This is a genomic window from Saccharopolyspora indica, from assembly GCF_027853965.1.
GTDB lineage: Bacteria > Actinomycetota > Actinomycetes > Mycobacteriales > Pseudonocardiaceae > Saccharopolyspora > Saccharopolyspora indica.
Genome location: NZ_JAQGLB010000002.1, coordinates 111,019 through 125,527, shown reverse-complemented (window position 1 = coordinate 125,527; position 14,509 = coordinate 111,019). Strand labels below are relative to the sequence as shown.

17 protein-coding genes are annotated in these 14,509 nt (G+C 69.1%); 2 read left to right on the top strand and 15 right to left on the bottom strand.

The window, feature by feature from the left end; translation table 11 throughout:
* Window positions 1-9: 9 nt before the first annotated feature.
* Window positions 10-900, bottom strand: coding sequence for an ectoine/hydroxyectoine ABC transporter substrate-binding protein EhuB (ehuB, locus tag OU416_RS04425; protein WP_270925525.1), 891 nt, complete (start codon window positions 898-900; stop codon window positions 10-12).
* Window positions 901-990: 90 nt separating this feature from the next.
* Window positions 991-2,247: a UDP-N-acetylglucosamine 1-carboxyvinyltransferase gene (gene murA, locus OU416_RS04420; protein ID WP_270925524.1), complete on the bottom strand. Its 1,257-nt coding sequence runs from the start codon at window positions 2,245-2,247 to the stop codon at window positions 991-993.
* Window positions 2,248-2,374: 127 nt separating this feature from the next.
* Between murA and OU416_RS04415 the strand changes: the two genes are divergently transcribed.
* A complete protein-coding gene (locus OU416_RS04415; RefSeq protein WP_270925523.1) occupies window positions 2,375-2,947 on the top strand; it encodes a cob(I)yrinic acid a,c-diamide adenosyltransferase in 573 nt (190 codons plus the stop codon).
* A 21-nt stretch (window positions 2,948-2,968) separates the two neighbouring features.
* On the opposite strand, the gene OU416_RS04410 is transcribed toward OU416_RS04415, so the two are convergent.
* Window positions 2,969-3,439, bottom strand: a complete 471-nt coding sequence (locus OU416_RS04410; RefSeq protein ID WP_270925522.1) for a GNAT family N-acetyltransferase — start codon at window positions 3,437-3,439, stop codon at window positions 2,969-2,971.
* A gap of 29 nt (window positions 3,440-3,468) precedes the next feature.
* Window positions 3,469-3,945, bottom strand: coding sequence for a GNAT family N-acetyltransferase (locus OU416_RS04405; RefSeq protein ID WP_270925521.1), 477 nt, complete (start codon window positions 3,943-3,945; stop codon window positions 3,469-3,471).
* Between the two features lie 70 nt (window positions 3,946-4,015).
* On the opposite strand from OU416_RS04405, the gene OU416_RS04400 reads away from it, so the two are divergent.
* Entirely contained in the window at window positions 4,016-4,915 is a 900-nt protein-coding gene (locus tag OU416_RS04400) for a LysR family transcriptional regulator (protein WP_270925520.1), read from the top strand.
* Window positions 4,916-5,003: 88 nt separating this feature from the next.
* On the opposite strand, the gene OU416_RS04395 is transcribed toward OU416_RS04400, so the two are convergent.
* The 11 genes from OU416_RS04395 to OU416_RS04345 all read right to left on the bottom strand — a co-directional run bounded on the left by OU416_RS04395 (window position 5,004) and on the right by OU416_RS04345 (window position 14,494).
* Complete coding sequence (locus OU416_RS04395) at window positions 5,004-5,438, bottom strand: DUF2550 domain-containing protein (RefSeq protein ID WP_270925519.1); 435 nt, start codon at window positions 5,436-5,438, stop codon at window positions 5,004-5,006.
* Window positions 5,439-5,450: 12 nt separating this feature from the next.
* Complete coding sequence (locus OU416_RS04390; RefSeq protein ID WP_270925518.1) at window positions 5,451-5,816, bottom strand: F0F1 ATP synthase subunit epsilon; 366 nt, start codon at window positions 5,814-5,816, stop codon at window positions 5,451-5,453.
* 160 nt (window positions 5,817-5,976) lie between these two features.
* Window positions 5,977-7,410: a F0F1 ATP synthase subunit beta gene (gene atpD / locus OU416_RS04385; protein ID WP_270925517.1), complete on the bottom strand. Its 1,434-nt coding sequence runs from the start codon at window positions 7,408-7,410 to the stop codon at window positions 5,977-5,979.
* 1 nt (window position 7,411) lies between these two features.
* A complete protein-coding gene (locus OU416_RS04380; RefSeq protein WP_270925516.1) occupies window positions 7,412-8,341 on the bottom strand; it encodes a F0F1 ATP synthase subunit gamma in 930 nt (309 codons plus the stop codon).
* A 4-nt stretch (window positions 8,342-8,345) separates the two neighbouring features.
* The gene (atpA, locus tag OU416_RS04375; RefSeq protein ID WP_270925515.1) at window positions 8,346-9,992 is read right to left on the bottom strand and encodes a F0F1 ATP synthase subunit alpha; all 1,647 of its coding nucleotides are present in this window, start codon (window positions 9,990-9,992) and stop codon (window positions 8,346-8,348) included.
* Window positions 9,993-10,064: 72 nt separating this feature from the next.
* A complete protein-coding gene (locus tag OU416_RS04370; protein ID WP_270925514.1) occupies window positions 10,065-10,895 on the bottom strand; it encodes a F0F1 ATP synthase subunit delta in 831 nt (276 codons plus the stop codon).
* Window positions 10,896-10,916: 21 nt separating this feature from the next.
* Complete coding sequence (locus tag OU416_RS04365) at window positions 10,917-11,471, bottom strand: F0F1 ATP synthase subunit B (RefSeq protein WP_093357191.1); 555 nt, start codon at window positions 11,469-11,471, stop codon at window positions 10,917-10,919.
* A gap of 31 nt (window positions 11,472-11,502) precedes the next feature.
* On the bottom strand, window positions 11,503-11,754 hold the full coding sequence (locus tag OU416_RS04360) for an ATP synthase subunit c family protein (protein ID WP_093159944.1): 252 nt from the start codon (window positions 11,752-11,754) through the stop codon (window positions 11,503-11,505).
* Window positions 11,755-11,813: 59 nt separating this feature from the next.
* The gene (atpB, locus tag OU416_RS04355; RefSeq protein ID WP_270925513.1) at window positions 11,814-12,593 is read right to left on the bottom strand and encodes a F0F1 ATP synthase subunit A; all 780 of its coding nucleotides are present in this window, start codon (window positions 12,591-12,593) and stop codon (window positions 11,814-11,816) included.
* A gap of 303 nt (window positions 12,594-12,896) precedes the next feature.
* On the bottom strand, window positions 12,897-13,331 hold the full coding sequence (locus OU416_RS04350; protein WP_270925512.1) for a hypothetical protein: 435 nt from the start codon (window positions 13,329-13,331) through the stop codon (window positions 12,897-12,899).
* On the bottom strand, window positions 13,331-14,494 hold the full coding sequence (locus OU416_RS04345) for a glycosyltransferase family 4 protein (protein WP_270925511.1): 1,164 nt from the start codon (window positions 14,492-14,494) through the stop codon (window positions 13,331-13,333). The genes OU416_RS04350 and OU416_RS04345 overlap by 1 nt, the downstream gene beginning before the upstream one ends.
* Between the last annotated feature and the right edge of the window lie 15 nt (window positions 14,495-14,509).

Below are 14,509 nucleotides of genomic sequence, written 5' to 3'. Positions count from 1 at the left end.
ACCTCCCGGTCAGCTACCGGCACACAACGCCTCCGTGGTGACCCCGGGCGGCGGCAGGTTCTCCCGGGTGAACCCGAACGGGCTCGCGATGCGCACCCACTCGCCGCTGTCCTGGAGCTTCTTCAGCTCGGCGTTGAACGCGTCGCGCAGCCCGGTGTCGGCCGGGCGGAACACGAACGCACCCGCCTGCACCTCCGGTTTCCCGCCGATCACCGGGGTGAAGCCCCTGGTGAACTCGACCTGGGCACCGGGGTTCTTCTGCACCAGGTCGTTGAGCGAGATGTTGGTCAGCGCAGCGCACTGGACGCGCTGGTTGACCACGGCCTGCAACAGCGCGTTCTGGGAGTCGAAGGGCTGCACCTGCGAGTCCGGCACGCCCAGGCGCTGGGCGTAGTCCTTCTCCACGGCACCGCTGAGGACAGCGAGGGTGAGCTTCTTGCGCACGACGTCCTCGAAAGTGGCGATGCCTTCCGGGTTTCCGCGAGGAACCAGGAACGCCGTGGGCGCGACGTAGTCCGGGATGGAGAACGCCGCGTTCTTGCAGCGCTCGGGAGTGATGAACATGCCCGCGGCGACCACGCTGAACTTGTTCGCGTTCAGCGCCGGGATCAGCTGGTTGAAGTCGACCTGCGAAGCCTGCACGGTGCCGACGCCCAGGTTGCCGAACACGGCGCGGGCGACCTCGGGCGCTTCACCGGTGACCCGGCCGGTCTGGTCGGTGAAACCGTACGGCGCTTCCCCGGCGATGCCGACCTGCACGGTGCCCGACCGGCGGGCCTCTTCGAGCGGGTCACCTCCCGCGCCGCCGCCGGTCCGGGTGCATCCGCCGAGAACCAGTGCACCTGCGGCGACACCGGATCCCTTGAGGAACTCGCGACGCGTCCACCCACTGCTCGCCATGACCATCGCCCCTTCGAGCCGGGAGCAGGGTCACCGCCCATGGTCAGGCCATCCGCTATGGTTTGCATCACATGGCGGACCGGGGTGAGGTCAGTCGGTCACGCGCTCGATGTCCGCGCCCAGGCCGCGCAGGTTCTCCACGAAGTTCGGGTAGCCGCGGTCGATGTGGAAAACGTCCCACACCTCGGTGATCCCGTCGGCGCACAGGCCGGCCAGCACCAGGCCGACACCCGCGCGGATGTCGGTCGCCCACACCGGGGCGCTCGACAGCCGGTCCAGGCCGCGCACGACCGCGTGGTGGCCGTCGGTGCGCCCGTCGGCGCCCATCCGCACCAGCTCCTCGATGAACCGGAACCGGGACTCGAACAGGTTCTCGGTGATCATCGAGGTGCCGTCGGCGACCGCGGACAGCGCCAGCGCCATCGGCTGCAGGTCCGTCGGGAAACCCGGGTAGGGCAGCGTGACGAAGTCGACCGCGTTCGGACGACCCCGCATGACCACCCGGAAGCTCTCCTCAGCAGTGGTCACCTCGGCACCGGCGCTGCGCAGCTTCTCCAGCACCAGGTTGACGTGCCGCGGATCGACACCGCGCACGGTGATGTCACCGCGAGTGGCCGCAGCGGCGAAAGCCCAGGTCGCACCCACGATCCGGTCGCCGATCACGCGGTGCTCGACCGCCTTGAGCGAGGACACCCCGTGCACCGTCAGCGTGGAGGTGCCCGCGCCCTCGATCTTGGCGCCCATCTGCTGCAGCATCACGCACAGGTCGACGATCTCCGGCTCGCGCGCCGCGTTGTCGATCACCGTGGTGCCCTCGGCCAGCACCGCGGCCATCAGGATGTTCTCCGTCGCCCCCACGCTCGGGAAGTCCAGCCAGATCTGGGCGCCGCGCAGGTTCTCCGCCTCGGCCACCACCGCGCCGTGCTCGATGTGGCTGGTGGCGCCGAGCTGCCGCAGACCGTTCTGGTGCATGTCCAGCGGCCGGGAACCGATCGCGTCACCACCGGGCAGCGTCACCACCGCACGACGGCAGCGGGCCACCAGCGGCCCCAGCACGCACACCGAGGCGCGCAGCTTGCCCATCGACGGCGACACCGCCTCGTGGCTGATCTCCGCCGGAGTCGTGATGCGCACCGTGCCGCCGTCGATCGACACCTCGCAACCGAGGCTGCGCAGCACGTCGGCCATCAGCGGAACGTCGAGGATCTCCGGGCAGTTGACGATCGTCGTCGTGCCCTCCGCCAGCAGCGCGGCAGCCATCAGCTTCAGCACGCTGTTCTTAGCCCCGACCACGTCGACCTCGCCGACGAGACGCGCTCCGCCGTGTACCCGGAAGTGCTCACTCACGAGCATCGAGGTTACGGCCCGCCCACCACCGCCATCGGGGCGGGTGCGCGACGCCAGCACGGGAACCTTCCCGTCACCGCGGTGCGAGCATGGGAACCTTCCTGTCACATCCGCATAGGCTGTCCGCATGGCCGTCCACCTGACGAAGATCTACACGCGCGCCGGGGATTCGGGCACGACCCGGCTGTCGGACAACTCCGTGGTGCACAAGACCGATCCGCGGCTGGTCGCCTACGCCGACGTCGACGAGACGAACTCGGTGCTCGGCGTGGCGCTGGCCACCGCCGAGCTCGGCGAGGACGTCGTCGCGGTGCTGCGAGCGGTGCAGAACGATCTGTTCGACGTGGGCGCGGACCTGTCCACCCCGATCGCGGAGAACCCGAAGTACCCGCCGCTGCGGGTCACCCAGGACTACGTCGACCGGCTCGAAGGCTGGTGCGACGAGTTCAACTCCCGGCTGGGCAAGCTGGATTCGTTCATCCTGCCCGGCGGCACTCCCGGCGGTGCGCTGCTGCACCAAGCGCGGTGCGTGGCCCGGCGGGCCGAGCGCTCGGCGTGGGCGCTGCAGGAAGCCGACGGGGAGCGCACCTCACCGCTGCCCGCGAAGTACCTGAACCGGCTGTCGGACCTGCTGTTCATCCTGGCGCGGGTGGCCAACCCGGGCGGCGACGTGCTCTGGAAGCCCGGCGGCAACGCCTGAGGCCTGTCGGCGTAGCTGTCCTCAGAGCTCCTTGGCGAAGCAGCGGCTCAGCGGGTCGTCCCGGTACATGCCGAAGGTGTCGATCTCGGTGTAGCCGGCGGAGGTGTAGAGACCGATCGCCTCCGGCTGCCGCGCACCGGTCTCCAGCACCATGCGCTTGCGGCCTGCCATCGCGGCGGTGTGCTCCAGCTCGGCGAGCAGCCGCCGCGACAGGCCGCGACCGCGCGCACCGGACACCACGAACAGCCGCTTCATCTCGGCGTCGCCGTCCCGCAGCCCTGGCTCATCGCCCTCGCGGGCGCGCCAGCCGCCCGAACCGACCGGTCGATCGTCGAGGTAGCCGAGCAGGAACAGCCCCTGCGGCGGCCGGAACTCGACCGGTTCGACCGGGGTGCCGTCCTCCTCGCCGTAGCGATCGACGTACTCCTGCTGGAGGACGTCGATCAGCCGCGCGGAATCCGGGTGGTCGTAGCCGACGATCTCGATGCGCACCACCGCAGCGTAGTTCGGCGCCGAGCCGATCACCGCAGGGTTTTCTCGTACCAGTGCCGCGCGTACTCGTTGTCGTTGTAGGCCGGGATCTCCTGGTAGCCCGCCGAGTCGTAGAGGGCGCGCGCCTCGCGGAGCTCGGCCGCGGTGTCCAGCCGGATCCGGTCGCAGCCCAGCCCCCGGGCCTGCTGCTCCAGCTCGGCGAGCAGCGCCCGCCCGGCACCCCGCCCGCGCAGTTCCGGAGCGATCCACATGCGCCGGATCTCCCCGATTCCACCCGGCCCGGTGCGCAGCGCTCCGCAGCCGAGCACCTGTCCGCCGGCCCGCACCACGAGGAACACCCCGGCGGGCGGGACGAAGTCGGTCTTGGCCGGCGGGGCGGCGCGGGAGGTGTCGAACCCGTTCGGGAAGCGGCTGTCCAGCTCGGCGACGTACGCGCGGAGCGCCTGCTGCGCTGCCGGGCTGTCGATGGGTTCTGCTTCGATGGTGTAGCTGACCTGCTCGATCACGCCTCCAGTCTTTCCCGGCCAGCCCTTCACATCCAGTTACGGATTCTTCCGACGCGTAAAGTGAACCTTCATGCTCGACCCGTCCCGGCTGCTCGTCCTGCTGGCGCTGCGCGAACACGGCAGCGTGACCCGCGCCGCCGAACAGCTCGGCAGGACCCCACCAGCGGTGTCGCAGCAGCTGATCCGCCTGGAGGACGAGGTCGGCGCACAGCTGGTCGAACGGCTCCCCCACGGCGTCCGCCTGACCCCGCTGGGCGCTCGCATGGCCGAGCGCGCGGAACGGATCGCCGCAGCGCTGCACGACGCCACCAGCGACGCCCAGCGCTTCCGCGACGAGCACCGCAACCGGCTCCGCCTCGGCGCCTTCCCCACCGCCGGCCTCGCCCTGCTGCCAGAAGCGCTGGCCGCGATGCGCCACCGCCACCCCGCCTCCGAGCTGTCCGTCGTCGACCTGGGCCCGGTCGAAGGCATCGAGCGGGTCGCCGCACACCGCTTGGACCTCGCGCTCGTCGGCGAGTACCGCGAGCCGCTGGAGGCACCACCCGGCGTTCGCCTCGTGCACCTGCTGGACGACCCGATCCACGCCGTGCTGCCCACCGGCCACCCGCGCGCCGGGAACACCGCGCCGCGGCTCGCCGACTTCCGCGAGGACACCTGGGCCTGCGCCCCGCCCGACCTCCCGAACCGCAGACAACTGGAAGCCGCCGCGCGCGCCGAGGCCTTCGCGCCGCGAGTGGCGTTCGAATTCGAGTCCTACGCCGTCGCCGAAGCCGTGGTGTCCGCCGGAGTGGCCGTCTCCTTCATTCCGCGCCTGGCCATCACCGGCGCTCCCGGCACCACCCACCACCCGCTCGCGTCAGGACTGCACCGGCGCATCCACGCCGCCGTGCCGACCAGCACCAGGCACGCGCCGCTGATCGAGGTGTTCCTCCAGCTGCTCCACGACATCAGCGAGGACCTGTGCCGCTGATGCGAGCATGGGAACCTTCCTGTCACCCCGCGCACGAAAAAGCGGGGCCCGGACACCGGACCCCGCTGCAACGCTCTTCGATTCGACTTCAGGACGCCCACGGCACCGAACGGCCCGGCGGCGCCGACTCCAGCCAGGACAGGAACCCGGTCAGCGCGTCGCGGCCCATCGCCAGCTCCAGGTCCGGACCGGTCAGGTCCAGCACCGTCGAACCGGCGGGCATCGCGTAGGCCTCGGACACCGTCGGCTCCCGGCGGCGGGCGATCTCCACGTCCCGGCGGTTGATCACCCAGTTCGGCCCCGACCGCAGGCTCAGCACCCGGTACCAGGTGAACTCCTCACCCCGGTAGTGCGCCACCCCCAGGTGCCAACCCCGGCCACCGTCCTTGCTGGCGCGCAACGCCACGTCGATGCCACCGACGCGCAGTTCCCGCAGCCGACGCCAGGCCAGTGCCGCAACGATCAGGGCTGCTAGCAGCAGCAGCCCCAACGCCACCACGAACCACACGACCGGGGAGCCCATGCGAGGCCCGGATCAGGCCGAGTGGCCGGCGGCTCGCAATCGGCTCAACGCCCGTGCTCGGGCCTGTTCATCCGCGCTCTTGACGTCCTCGCGGGCCTGCGCCACGTCGATCTCGTCGGCCAGCTCCGCGGACTCCGCCAGCACGCTCACCCCGCCCGAGGTGACCGACAGGAACCCGCCGTGGACCGCGGCGGTCACGGTCTCCTTCTCGGCGGTGGTGATGCGCACCACACCGCCCTCGATCAGCTCACCGAGCAGCGGCTCGTGCCCCGGGAGAACGCCGATCTCTCCCTCGGTGGTCTGCGCGACCACGGCGGTCGCTTCCCCGGACCACAGGCGGCGCTCGACGGCGACCAGTTGGACGGACATGTTGGCCACGCGCGTCTCCTTTGTCGGGTGTGTGCCCGCAGTCTATCCGGTGCCACCAGGGCGATCGTGACTGGCCGGGCAGGGAATGCCTTGCTGGCAAACGGGGCCGAGGCCTTCTCGGACCTCGACCCCGTCGCCGGTTCGTGCCGGCCCCCGCGGGGGCCGTCGCTCACTTCTCGGTGAGCTTCTTGTACGCCGCTTCCAGGTCGTCCAGACCACCGATGGACAGGAAGGCCTGCTCCGGGTAGTGGTCGAAGTCGCCCTTGCACAGCTTGTCGAACGCCTCGATGGTCTCCTTCAGCGAGACGAAGGAGCCCTCCTGGCCGGTGAACTGCTTGGCCACGAAGAAGTTCTGCGACAGGTAGCGCTCGATGCGACGCGCCCGCTGCACCGTCACCTTGTCCTCTTCGGACAGCTCGTCCATGCCGAGGATGGCGATGATGTCCTGCAGCTCCTTGTACTTCTGCAGGATCCGCTTGACCTCCTGCGCCACCCGGTAGTGCTCCTCGCCGACGATCGCCGGGTCGAGGATCGTGGAGGTGGACGACAGCGGGTCCACCGCCGGGTAGATGCCCTTCTGCGAGATCGCGCGGGAGAGCTCCGTGGTCGCGTCCAGGTGGGCGAAGGTGGTCGCCGGGGCCGGGTCGGTGTAGTCGTCCGCCGGCACGTAGATCGCCTGCATCGAGGTGATCGAGCGGCCGCGGGTCGAGGTGATCCGCTCCTGCAGCTCACCCATCTCGTCGGCCAGCGTCGGCTGGTAACCCACCGCGGACGGCATGCGGCCCAGCAGGGTCGACACCTCCTGGCCCGCCTGGGTGAACCGGAAGATGTTGTCGATGAACAGCAGCACGTCCTGGTTCTGCACGTCGCGGAAGTACTCCGCCATCGTCAGCGCGGACAGCGCCACCCGCATGCGGGTGCCCGGCGGCTCGTCCATCTGACCGAACACCAGCGCGGTGTCGGCCAGCACGCCGGACTCGTCCATCTCCACCCAGAGGTCGTTGCCCTCACGGGTGCGCTCGCCGACACCGGCGAACACCGAGGTGCCACCGAAGTTCTTGGCGACTCGGCGGATCATCTCCTGGATGAGCACCGTCTTGCCCACACCGGCGCCGCCGAACAGGCCGATCTTGCCGCCCTGCACGTACGGGGTGAGCAGGTCGATGACCTTGATGCCGGTCTCCAGCATCTCGGTCTTGCCCTCGAGCTGGTCGAAGCTCGGCGCCTTGCGGTGGATGCTCCACTTCTCGGCGTCGGCCGCGTAGCCCGGCTCGTCCAGGCAGTGGCCCAGCGCGTTGAACACGTGACCCTTGACCACGTCACCGACCGGCACCGAGATGCCCGCGCCGGAGTCGGTCACGGTCACGCCGCGGACCAGGCCCTGGGTGGGCTGCATCGAGACCGTCCGCACGACGCTGTCACCCAGGTGCTGGGCGACCTCCAGCGTCAGGGTCTTGGCCATGCCCTCGGCGGTGATGTCCACCGTGAGGGCGTTGAGCAGGTCCGGCACCTGGTCGCGCGGGAACTCGACGTCCACCACCGGGCCGAGGACCCGGACGACGCGGCCGGTGCCAGTGCTGGTGGCAGTAGCAGCAGCAGTCATGTCACTCACTTCCTGCGGACGAGAGCGCCTCGACACCGCCGACGATCTCGCTGATTTCCTGGGTGATCTGGGCCTGGCGGGCCGCGTTGGCCTGGCGGCTGAGGTTGCGGATCAACTCGTCCGCGTTGTCGGTCGCCGACTTCATCGCCGTGCGCCGGGCCGCGTGCTCCGCCGCCGCCGAGTCCAGCAGACCCGAGTAGAGCCGGGTCTTGATGTACTTCGGCAGGAGCGCCGCGAACAGCGTCTCGGCGTCCGGCTCGAACTCGTATGCCGACTTGAGCGACTTCTTCGCCGGCTCGTCGGAGTACTCCACCTCGAGCGGAGCAACCCGCCGGACCGACGGCCGCTGGGTGAGCATCGAGACGAACTCGGTGTGCACCAGGTGCAGCTCGTCCACACCCAGCTTACCGTCCGCACCACCGTCGTCGAGGTAGTCGTCAGCACCCGCCAGGAAGGCCTTGACCAGCGTTTCGCCGATCTCGGCCGCATCGGAGTACTCGGGGCGGTCGCTGAACCCGGTCCAGCTCGCCTCGACCTCCCGCTGGCGGAACCGGTAGTACGCCTCGCCCTTGCGGCCGACGACGTAGAGCACCGGTTCCTTGCCCTGCTCGCGCAGCAGCGACTGCAGCTCCTCGGCCGCCTTGATCACGTTGGCGTTGTAGCCACCGCAGAAACCCCGGTCGCTGGTCACGACCAGCACGCCGGCGCGCTTCGGGTTCGAGCGCTCGGTCAGCAGCGGGTGGTCCAACGTGCTCACGTCGGCCAGCGCGGACAGGACGTTGGTGATCTCCGTGGCGTAGGGCCGCGAAGCCTCCACCCTGGCCTGCGCCTTCATGATGCGCGAGGTAGCGATCAGCTCCTGCGCTTTGGTGATCTTCCGGGTCGATTTGACCGACCGGATCCGGTTCCGGAGTTCCCGAAGTTGAGCCATAACGTCACTTCTTCGGCGCGGGGCGGTTGACCTTCACGGTCTCCTGCCCCACCTCGTCGGCGGCCAGCGCCTCGGCGTCGGGCTCGCTCGGCACCACCGAACCGCCGCCCGAGGCGGTGAACTGCTTCTTGAAGTCCTCGACCGCGTCCACGATGACCTTCTCGCCGTCGTCGGACAGCTTGCCGGTCTCGACGATGTCCTTGAGCGTGGTCGCGTGGCTGCGCCGCATGTGCGCCAGGAACTCGGCCTCGAAGCGGCGCACGTCGCCGACCGGCACCGAGTCCAGGTGGCCCTTGGTGCCGATGAAGAGGGACACGACCTCTTCCTCGACCGGCAGCGGCTCGCCCTGGCCCTGCTTGAGGATCTCGTACAGCCGGGCACCGCGGTCCAGCTGGGCCTTCGACGCGGCGTCCAGGTCGGAGGCGAAGGCCGAGAAGGCCTCCAGCTCGCGGTACTGGGCCAGGTCCAGGCGCAGCGAACCGGTGATGTTCTTCATCGCCTTGATCTGCGCGGAACCACCGACTCGCGACACCGAGATACCGACGTCGATGGCCGGGCGCTGACCCGAGTTGAACAGGTCCGACTGCAGGAAGCACTGGCCGTCGGTGATCGAGATGACGTTGGTCGGGATGTAGGCCGACACGTCGTTGGCCTTGGTCTCGATGATCGGCAGACCCGTCATCGAGCCCTTGCCCATCTCGTCGGACAGCTTCGCGCAGCGCTCCAGCAGACGCGAGTGCAGGTAGAACACGTCACCGGGGTACGCCTCGCGGCCCGGCGGACGACGCAGCAGCAGCGAGATCGCGCGGTACGCCTCGGCCTGCTTGGTCAGGTCGTCGAAGATGATCAGGACGTGCTTGCCCTGGTACATCCAGTGCTGGCCGATGGCCGAGCCCGCGTAGGGCGCCAGCCACTTCAGACCCGGCGAGTCGGAGGCCGGCGCGGCGACGATGGTGGTGTACTCCATCGCCCCGGCGTCCTCGAGGGACCGCTTGACGCCGGCGATCGTGGAGCCCTTCTGGCCGATCGCGACGTAGATGCAGCGGACCTGCTTGTCCGGGTCACCGCTGGCCCAGGCCTGCTTCTGGTTGATGATCGTGTCGACCGCGACCGTGGTCTTGCCGGTCTTGCGGTCACCGATGATCAGCTGACGCTGGCCGCGACCGATCGGGGTCATCGAGTCGATGGCCTTGATGCCGGTCTGCATGGGCTCGTGCACGCCCTTGCGCTCGACGACCGTGGCCGCCTGCAGCTCGAGCGGGCGCTGCTCCTCGGCAGCGATCTCGCCGAGCCCGTCGATCGGGTCGCCGAGCGGGTTGACGACGCGGCCCAGGAAGCCGTCGCCGACCGGGATCGAGAGGACCTTGCCGGTCCGCTTGACCTCCTGGCCCTCCTCGATCTTCTCGGATTCACCCAGGATGACCGCACCGATCTCCTGAGCTTCCAGGTTCATCGCGACACCGTAGATGCCGCCGGGGAACTCCAGCAGTTCCTCGGTCATCGCCGAAGGCAGACCCTCGACATGGGCGATGCCGTCACCGGTATCGGTGACGACCCCGACCTCCTCGCGGCTGACCTCCGGGGAGTAGCTGGAGACGTACTTCTCGATCGCACTGCGGATCTCGTCCGACGAGATCGTCAGCTCCGCCATGTCTCGTTCCTGCCCTCGGTTCGTTCTTGGAAGGGTGTGGGTGTTCGACGCGTGGTCGACACGCGCACTCGGCTAGTTGGCCAGGTCGCGCCGCAAGGACTGCAGGCGTCCCGTGATGCTGCCGTCGATGACCTCATCACCGATCTGGATCAGCAGCCCGCCCTCGACCCCGGGGTCAACCTCGATGTGCAGGGCGATGGGCCGCGCGTAGATCCGCTGCAGGGCGCGCGACAACCGCTGCTGCTGCTCGTCGCTCAGCGGGACCGCGGAGCGGACGTGCGCCACCGAGCGCTCGCGGCGCTTCGCCGACAGCTCGGCCAGCTCTTCCAGACCCTCGCTGACCCGCCGGCCGCGGGGCCGGGCCACCAGCTGGCGGACGAGCGTCAGGGTCACCGGCTCGACCTTGCCCTCGACGAGCTGGTCGACGACCGCGTGCTTGCCCGCCTCGTCCCCGGTGGGGTCCGACAGCAGCCGTTCCAGGTCCACCTGGGAGCCGATGATCCGGCCGAGCCGAAACAGCTCGTCCTCGACGGCGTCGAGCCGGCCGGCCCGCTCGGCCTGCACCAGCAGCGCGGTGCGGGCCAACCGCTCCAGCCCGTCGACCAGGTCCTTCGGCCCCGACCAGCGGGACCGGGCGGCCTCGACGACCACGGGCAGCGACCGCGCACCGAGCTTGTCCGCCAGCAGCCCGCGGACCAGGTCTTCCCTGGACCGCGGGTCGACGGAGGCGTCGGCGAGCGCCCGCCGCAGCGTGGACTCCCGGCCCAGCAGAGCGGCCACGCCGAACAGCTCATCGGCGAGCCCGGTGATCTCCGCGGCCGAGGCCCCGTCCGTGGCCTGCAGCAACTGCAGCTCAGCGGCTGCCAGCGCTTCTCGGCTCGCGGCGTTCACGAGGGTGCTCAACTCTCAGCGCCTTTCACTCGGTTAGGCCTTGGAAGATTCAGCCGGAGCCGAAGCGGCTTCCAGCTCGTCCAGGAACCGGTCGACGGTGCCCCGCCGACGGGCCTCGTCCTCCAGGGACTCGCCGACCACCCGACCGGCCAGTTCGACCGCGTGGCGGCCGAGGTCCGACCGCAGCTCGGCGACGATCTGCGCCTTCTGGTGCGCCAGCTGGGCCTGGCCCTGGCTGACGATCCGCTCGGACTCGGCCTGTGCCTGGGCACGCATCTCTTCCAGGATCTGCTGGCCTTCAGCGCGGGCGTCGTCGCGGATCCGAGCCGCCTCCGCACGAGCCTCGGCCAGCTGTGCCTTGTACTGCTCCAGAGTCCGCTGGGCCTCGGCCTGCGCGGCCTCCGCCCGGGCGATCCCGCCTTCGATCCGCTCACTGCGCTCGGCGTAGGTCTTCTCGAACTGCGGGACCGCGAACTTCCAGAGCACGAACAGCAGCAGCAGGAACGCGATGCCACCGACGATCACCTCGGAGATCTCCGGGATGATCGGGTTGTGCTCACCGGCCGCTGCCAGAATCTGCGTCTTCACCACAACGTCTCCCAACGCGTCAGAGTCAATATCAACCCATGGCGATGAAGAAGACGACCAGACCGATCAGCGCCAGCACCTCGACCAGGACGAAGGAGACGTAGGCGATGCCACGGAGCTGGCCCTCGGCCTCCGGCTGGCGGGCGGTGCCGCTGATGACCGCGGCCCAGATCATGCCCACACCGATGGCAGCACCGATGGCACCCAGGCCGTAGCCGATAGCGGCCAGACCAGCGTTGATGTTGGCGGCTTCGGCGGCCTGCGCAAGAACGATGTTGCTCACTTTGATTACCTTTCAACTCGGTCCGCAGGGGAATTGCGGATCGGAGGTCGTGGTCTTTCTCAGTGCCCTTCCGACAACGCCGCGCCGATGAAGTTGGCGGCCAACAGCGCGAAGATGTACGCCTGGAGCACCTGGATCAGGGCTTCGATGAACGTGATGGCGATGGCGAAGAGGAAACCGACCACCGAGACCGGCTTCATCAGCGCGCTGGCCTCCAGCAGGAGGAACTCGCCACCGAGGATGAACACCAGCAGCATCAGGTGTCCGGCGAACATGGCCGCGAACACCCGGACCGCCAGCGCAGCGGGTTGGAAGAGGAACTTCTGCAGGAACTCGATCGGCGCCAGCAGCACGTAGATCGGCTTCGGCACGCCGGGGGGGAACATGATGTGCTTGAAGTAGCCGAAGAAACCGTGCCGGGCGAAGCCCGCCCCGTGGAAGACCAGGTACACCACGGCGGCCAGCGCGAGCGGGAATCCGATGCGCGACATCGTGGGGAACTGGACGATCGGGATGAGTCCGAAGAGGTTGTTCACGAGGACGAACGTGAACAACGTGAAGATCAGCGGCACGAACGGCTTGAAGTCCTTGGCGCCGATCTGCTCGCGGGCGATCTTGTTGCGGCTGAACTCGTAGAAGAATTCCGCCACGAACTGACCCTTGCTCGGGACCAGCTTCAGGTTCCGAGTGGCGATCACGAAGTAGGCGCCCACGATGATCGCCGAGAGCACGACGAGGACCATCGGCTTGGTGACTCCGCCGAAGATCGGCGGAAGGACAAAGCTATCGGCACCCGGCGGTTGGAACGTTCCGCCCTCAGCCAGCATCAGCGCGCCCAACTGGGCTCCTTCCGGTTCTCCCGGCGGCGCTTCACTCCACCGGGGGAATCGTCACGTTTTGCACTTAACGTACCCGATACGCGATCTGGCACGCGGAGGGGCCCTCCCCACCAGGTGCAGCCACGGGAACTCCAGCGGAACTCCGGGCCATCGCCGTGCGAGGAAGGCTTCTGGACCGGGACGATACCAGCGGGTAAGTAGCCACCCGACATGCCGGTCGCCACACCCGTCCGGCCCAACGCCGGAGGTGCGCTCGTCACGCCTGGCGACGGTGCTCGAAACGATACAGCTGGACGCGGCGCTTCAGCTGCCCGACACGATGATGGTGGGGATCTTCGCTCGTTTGAACGCGAACGCCTCGGCGCTCGCCCACACCACGAACGAGGCCAGCATGGTCAGCGCCAGCGACATCCGGTGGATGCCCTCGACGCCACCGAGGGTCATCATCACGGCCAGCAGCAGGAACACCTTGACGTTGTAGCTGCCGAGCACCAGGGCCATCTCCATCTTCACCGGCAACCGGCTGGCGGCGTGCATCATCCAGATCGTCAGCAGCGAGGACCCGAACGCCACCGCACCGCCGATGAGCGCGCTGACCAGGCCGCTCGTCCCGGCGAGCAGAGCCGCCACGAGCATCCCCAGCACCACCGTCACCGCCCCGGGCACCACCGCGGTGCGCAGCATCGCGTTCGCGAGCTTGCGCACGGACGCGCCGTGCGGATCGGGGGCAGCGCTCATCAGGACTCTCGTTCGGCTCGGGCTCTCAGACGTGGAATCACCGAAATGATAGCCGCCAGCAGCACCCCGAGGCCTACGACCCACGCCACAACCACGACGTTGAACAGCGTCAACGACACCGCGCCGAAGGCGATGACCGCCGCCCACAGGTAGATGAGCAGCACCGCGCGGCGCTGCGAGTGCCCGATCTCCAGCAGCCGGTGGTGCAGGTGCATCTTGTCGGCGTGGAACGGGCTCTTGCCCGCCTTGGTGCGCCGCACCACCGCCATGATCAGGTCCAGCAGCGGCACGAACAGCACCGCGGCGACCACCAGCAGCGGGGACAGCAGACCGATGGTGTCGGTCGGGTCCACGTCCGGGTAGTTGAGCACCCGGCCGGACGCCGAGGTGCTGGCGGTGGCCAGCATCAGGCCGATCAGCATCGACCCGGAGTCGCCCATGAACAGCCGGGCGGGCTGGAAGTTGTAGGGCAGGAAGCCCAGGCAGGCGCCCGCGATGGCGGCCGCGATCAGCGCGGGCGGGTAGGCGTTGACGTCGCCGTTCTGCCGGTCCAGCAGGCTCAGGCAGAACACGAACGTCGCGGTCGCCGAGATCAGCCCGATCCCGGAGGCCAGCCCGTCGAGCCCGTCGACGAAGTTCATCGCGTTGATCATCGTCACGGTGAGCAGGACGGTCAGCAGCTGGCCCTGGTTGCTGCTGAAGATCAGCACCTGGCCCACCGAGTCCTCGGTGCCGCCCCACGGCACCCACAGCACGAACCACTGCACCCCGGCGATCACCAGGATCCCGGCGGCGGTGACCTGCCCGGCCAGCTTCGTCAGCGAATCCAGCTCGAAGCGGTCGTCCAGCGCACCCACCAGCACGATCAGCCCGCCGGCCGCGAGCGCGGCCCAGGCCTCGTTGGAGTAGACGAAGCCGCGCGAGAGCACCGGCAGGTTCGAGGCGAGGAAGATCGCCGCGACCACCCCGCCGTACATCGCCACGCCGCCCATCCGCGGCATCGGCTCGACGTGCACGTCGCGCTGCCGCGGGTAGGCCACCGCGCCGACGCGGATCGCCAGCAGCCGCACCAACCCGGTCAGCAGGAACGTCGTGGCCGCCGCGGTGAGCAGCACCAGCAGGTACTCACGGGCGGGAAGTCCGTTGGGAGCCCAAGCTTCCATGTCCATACCGGTGGC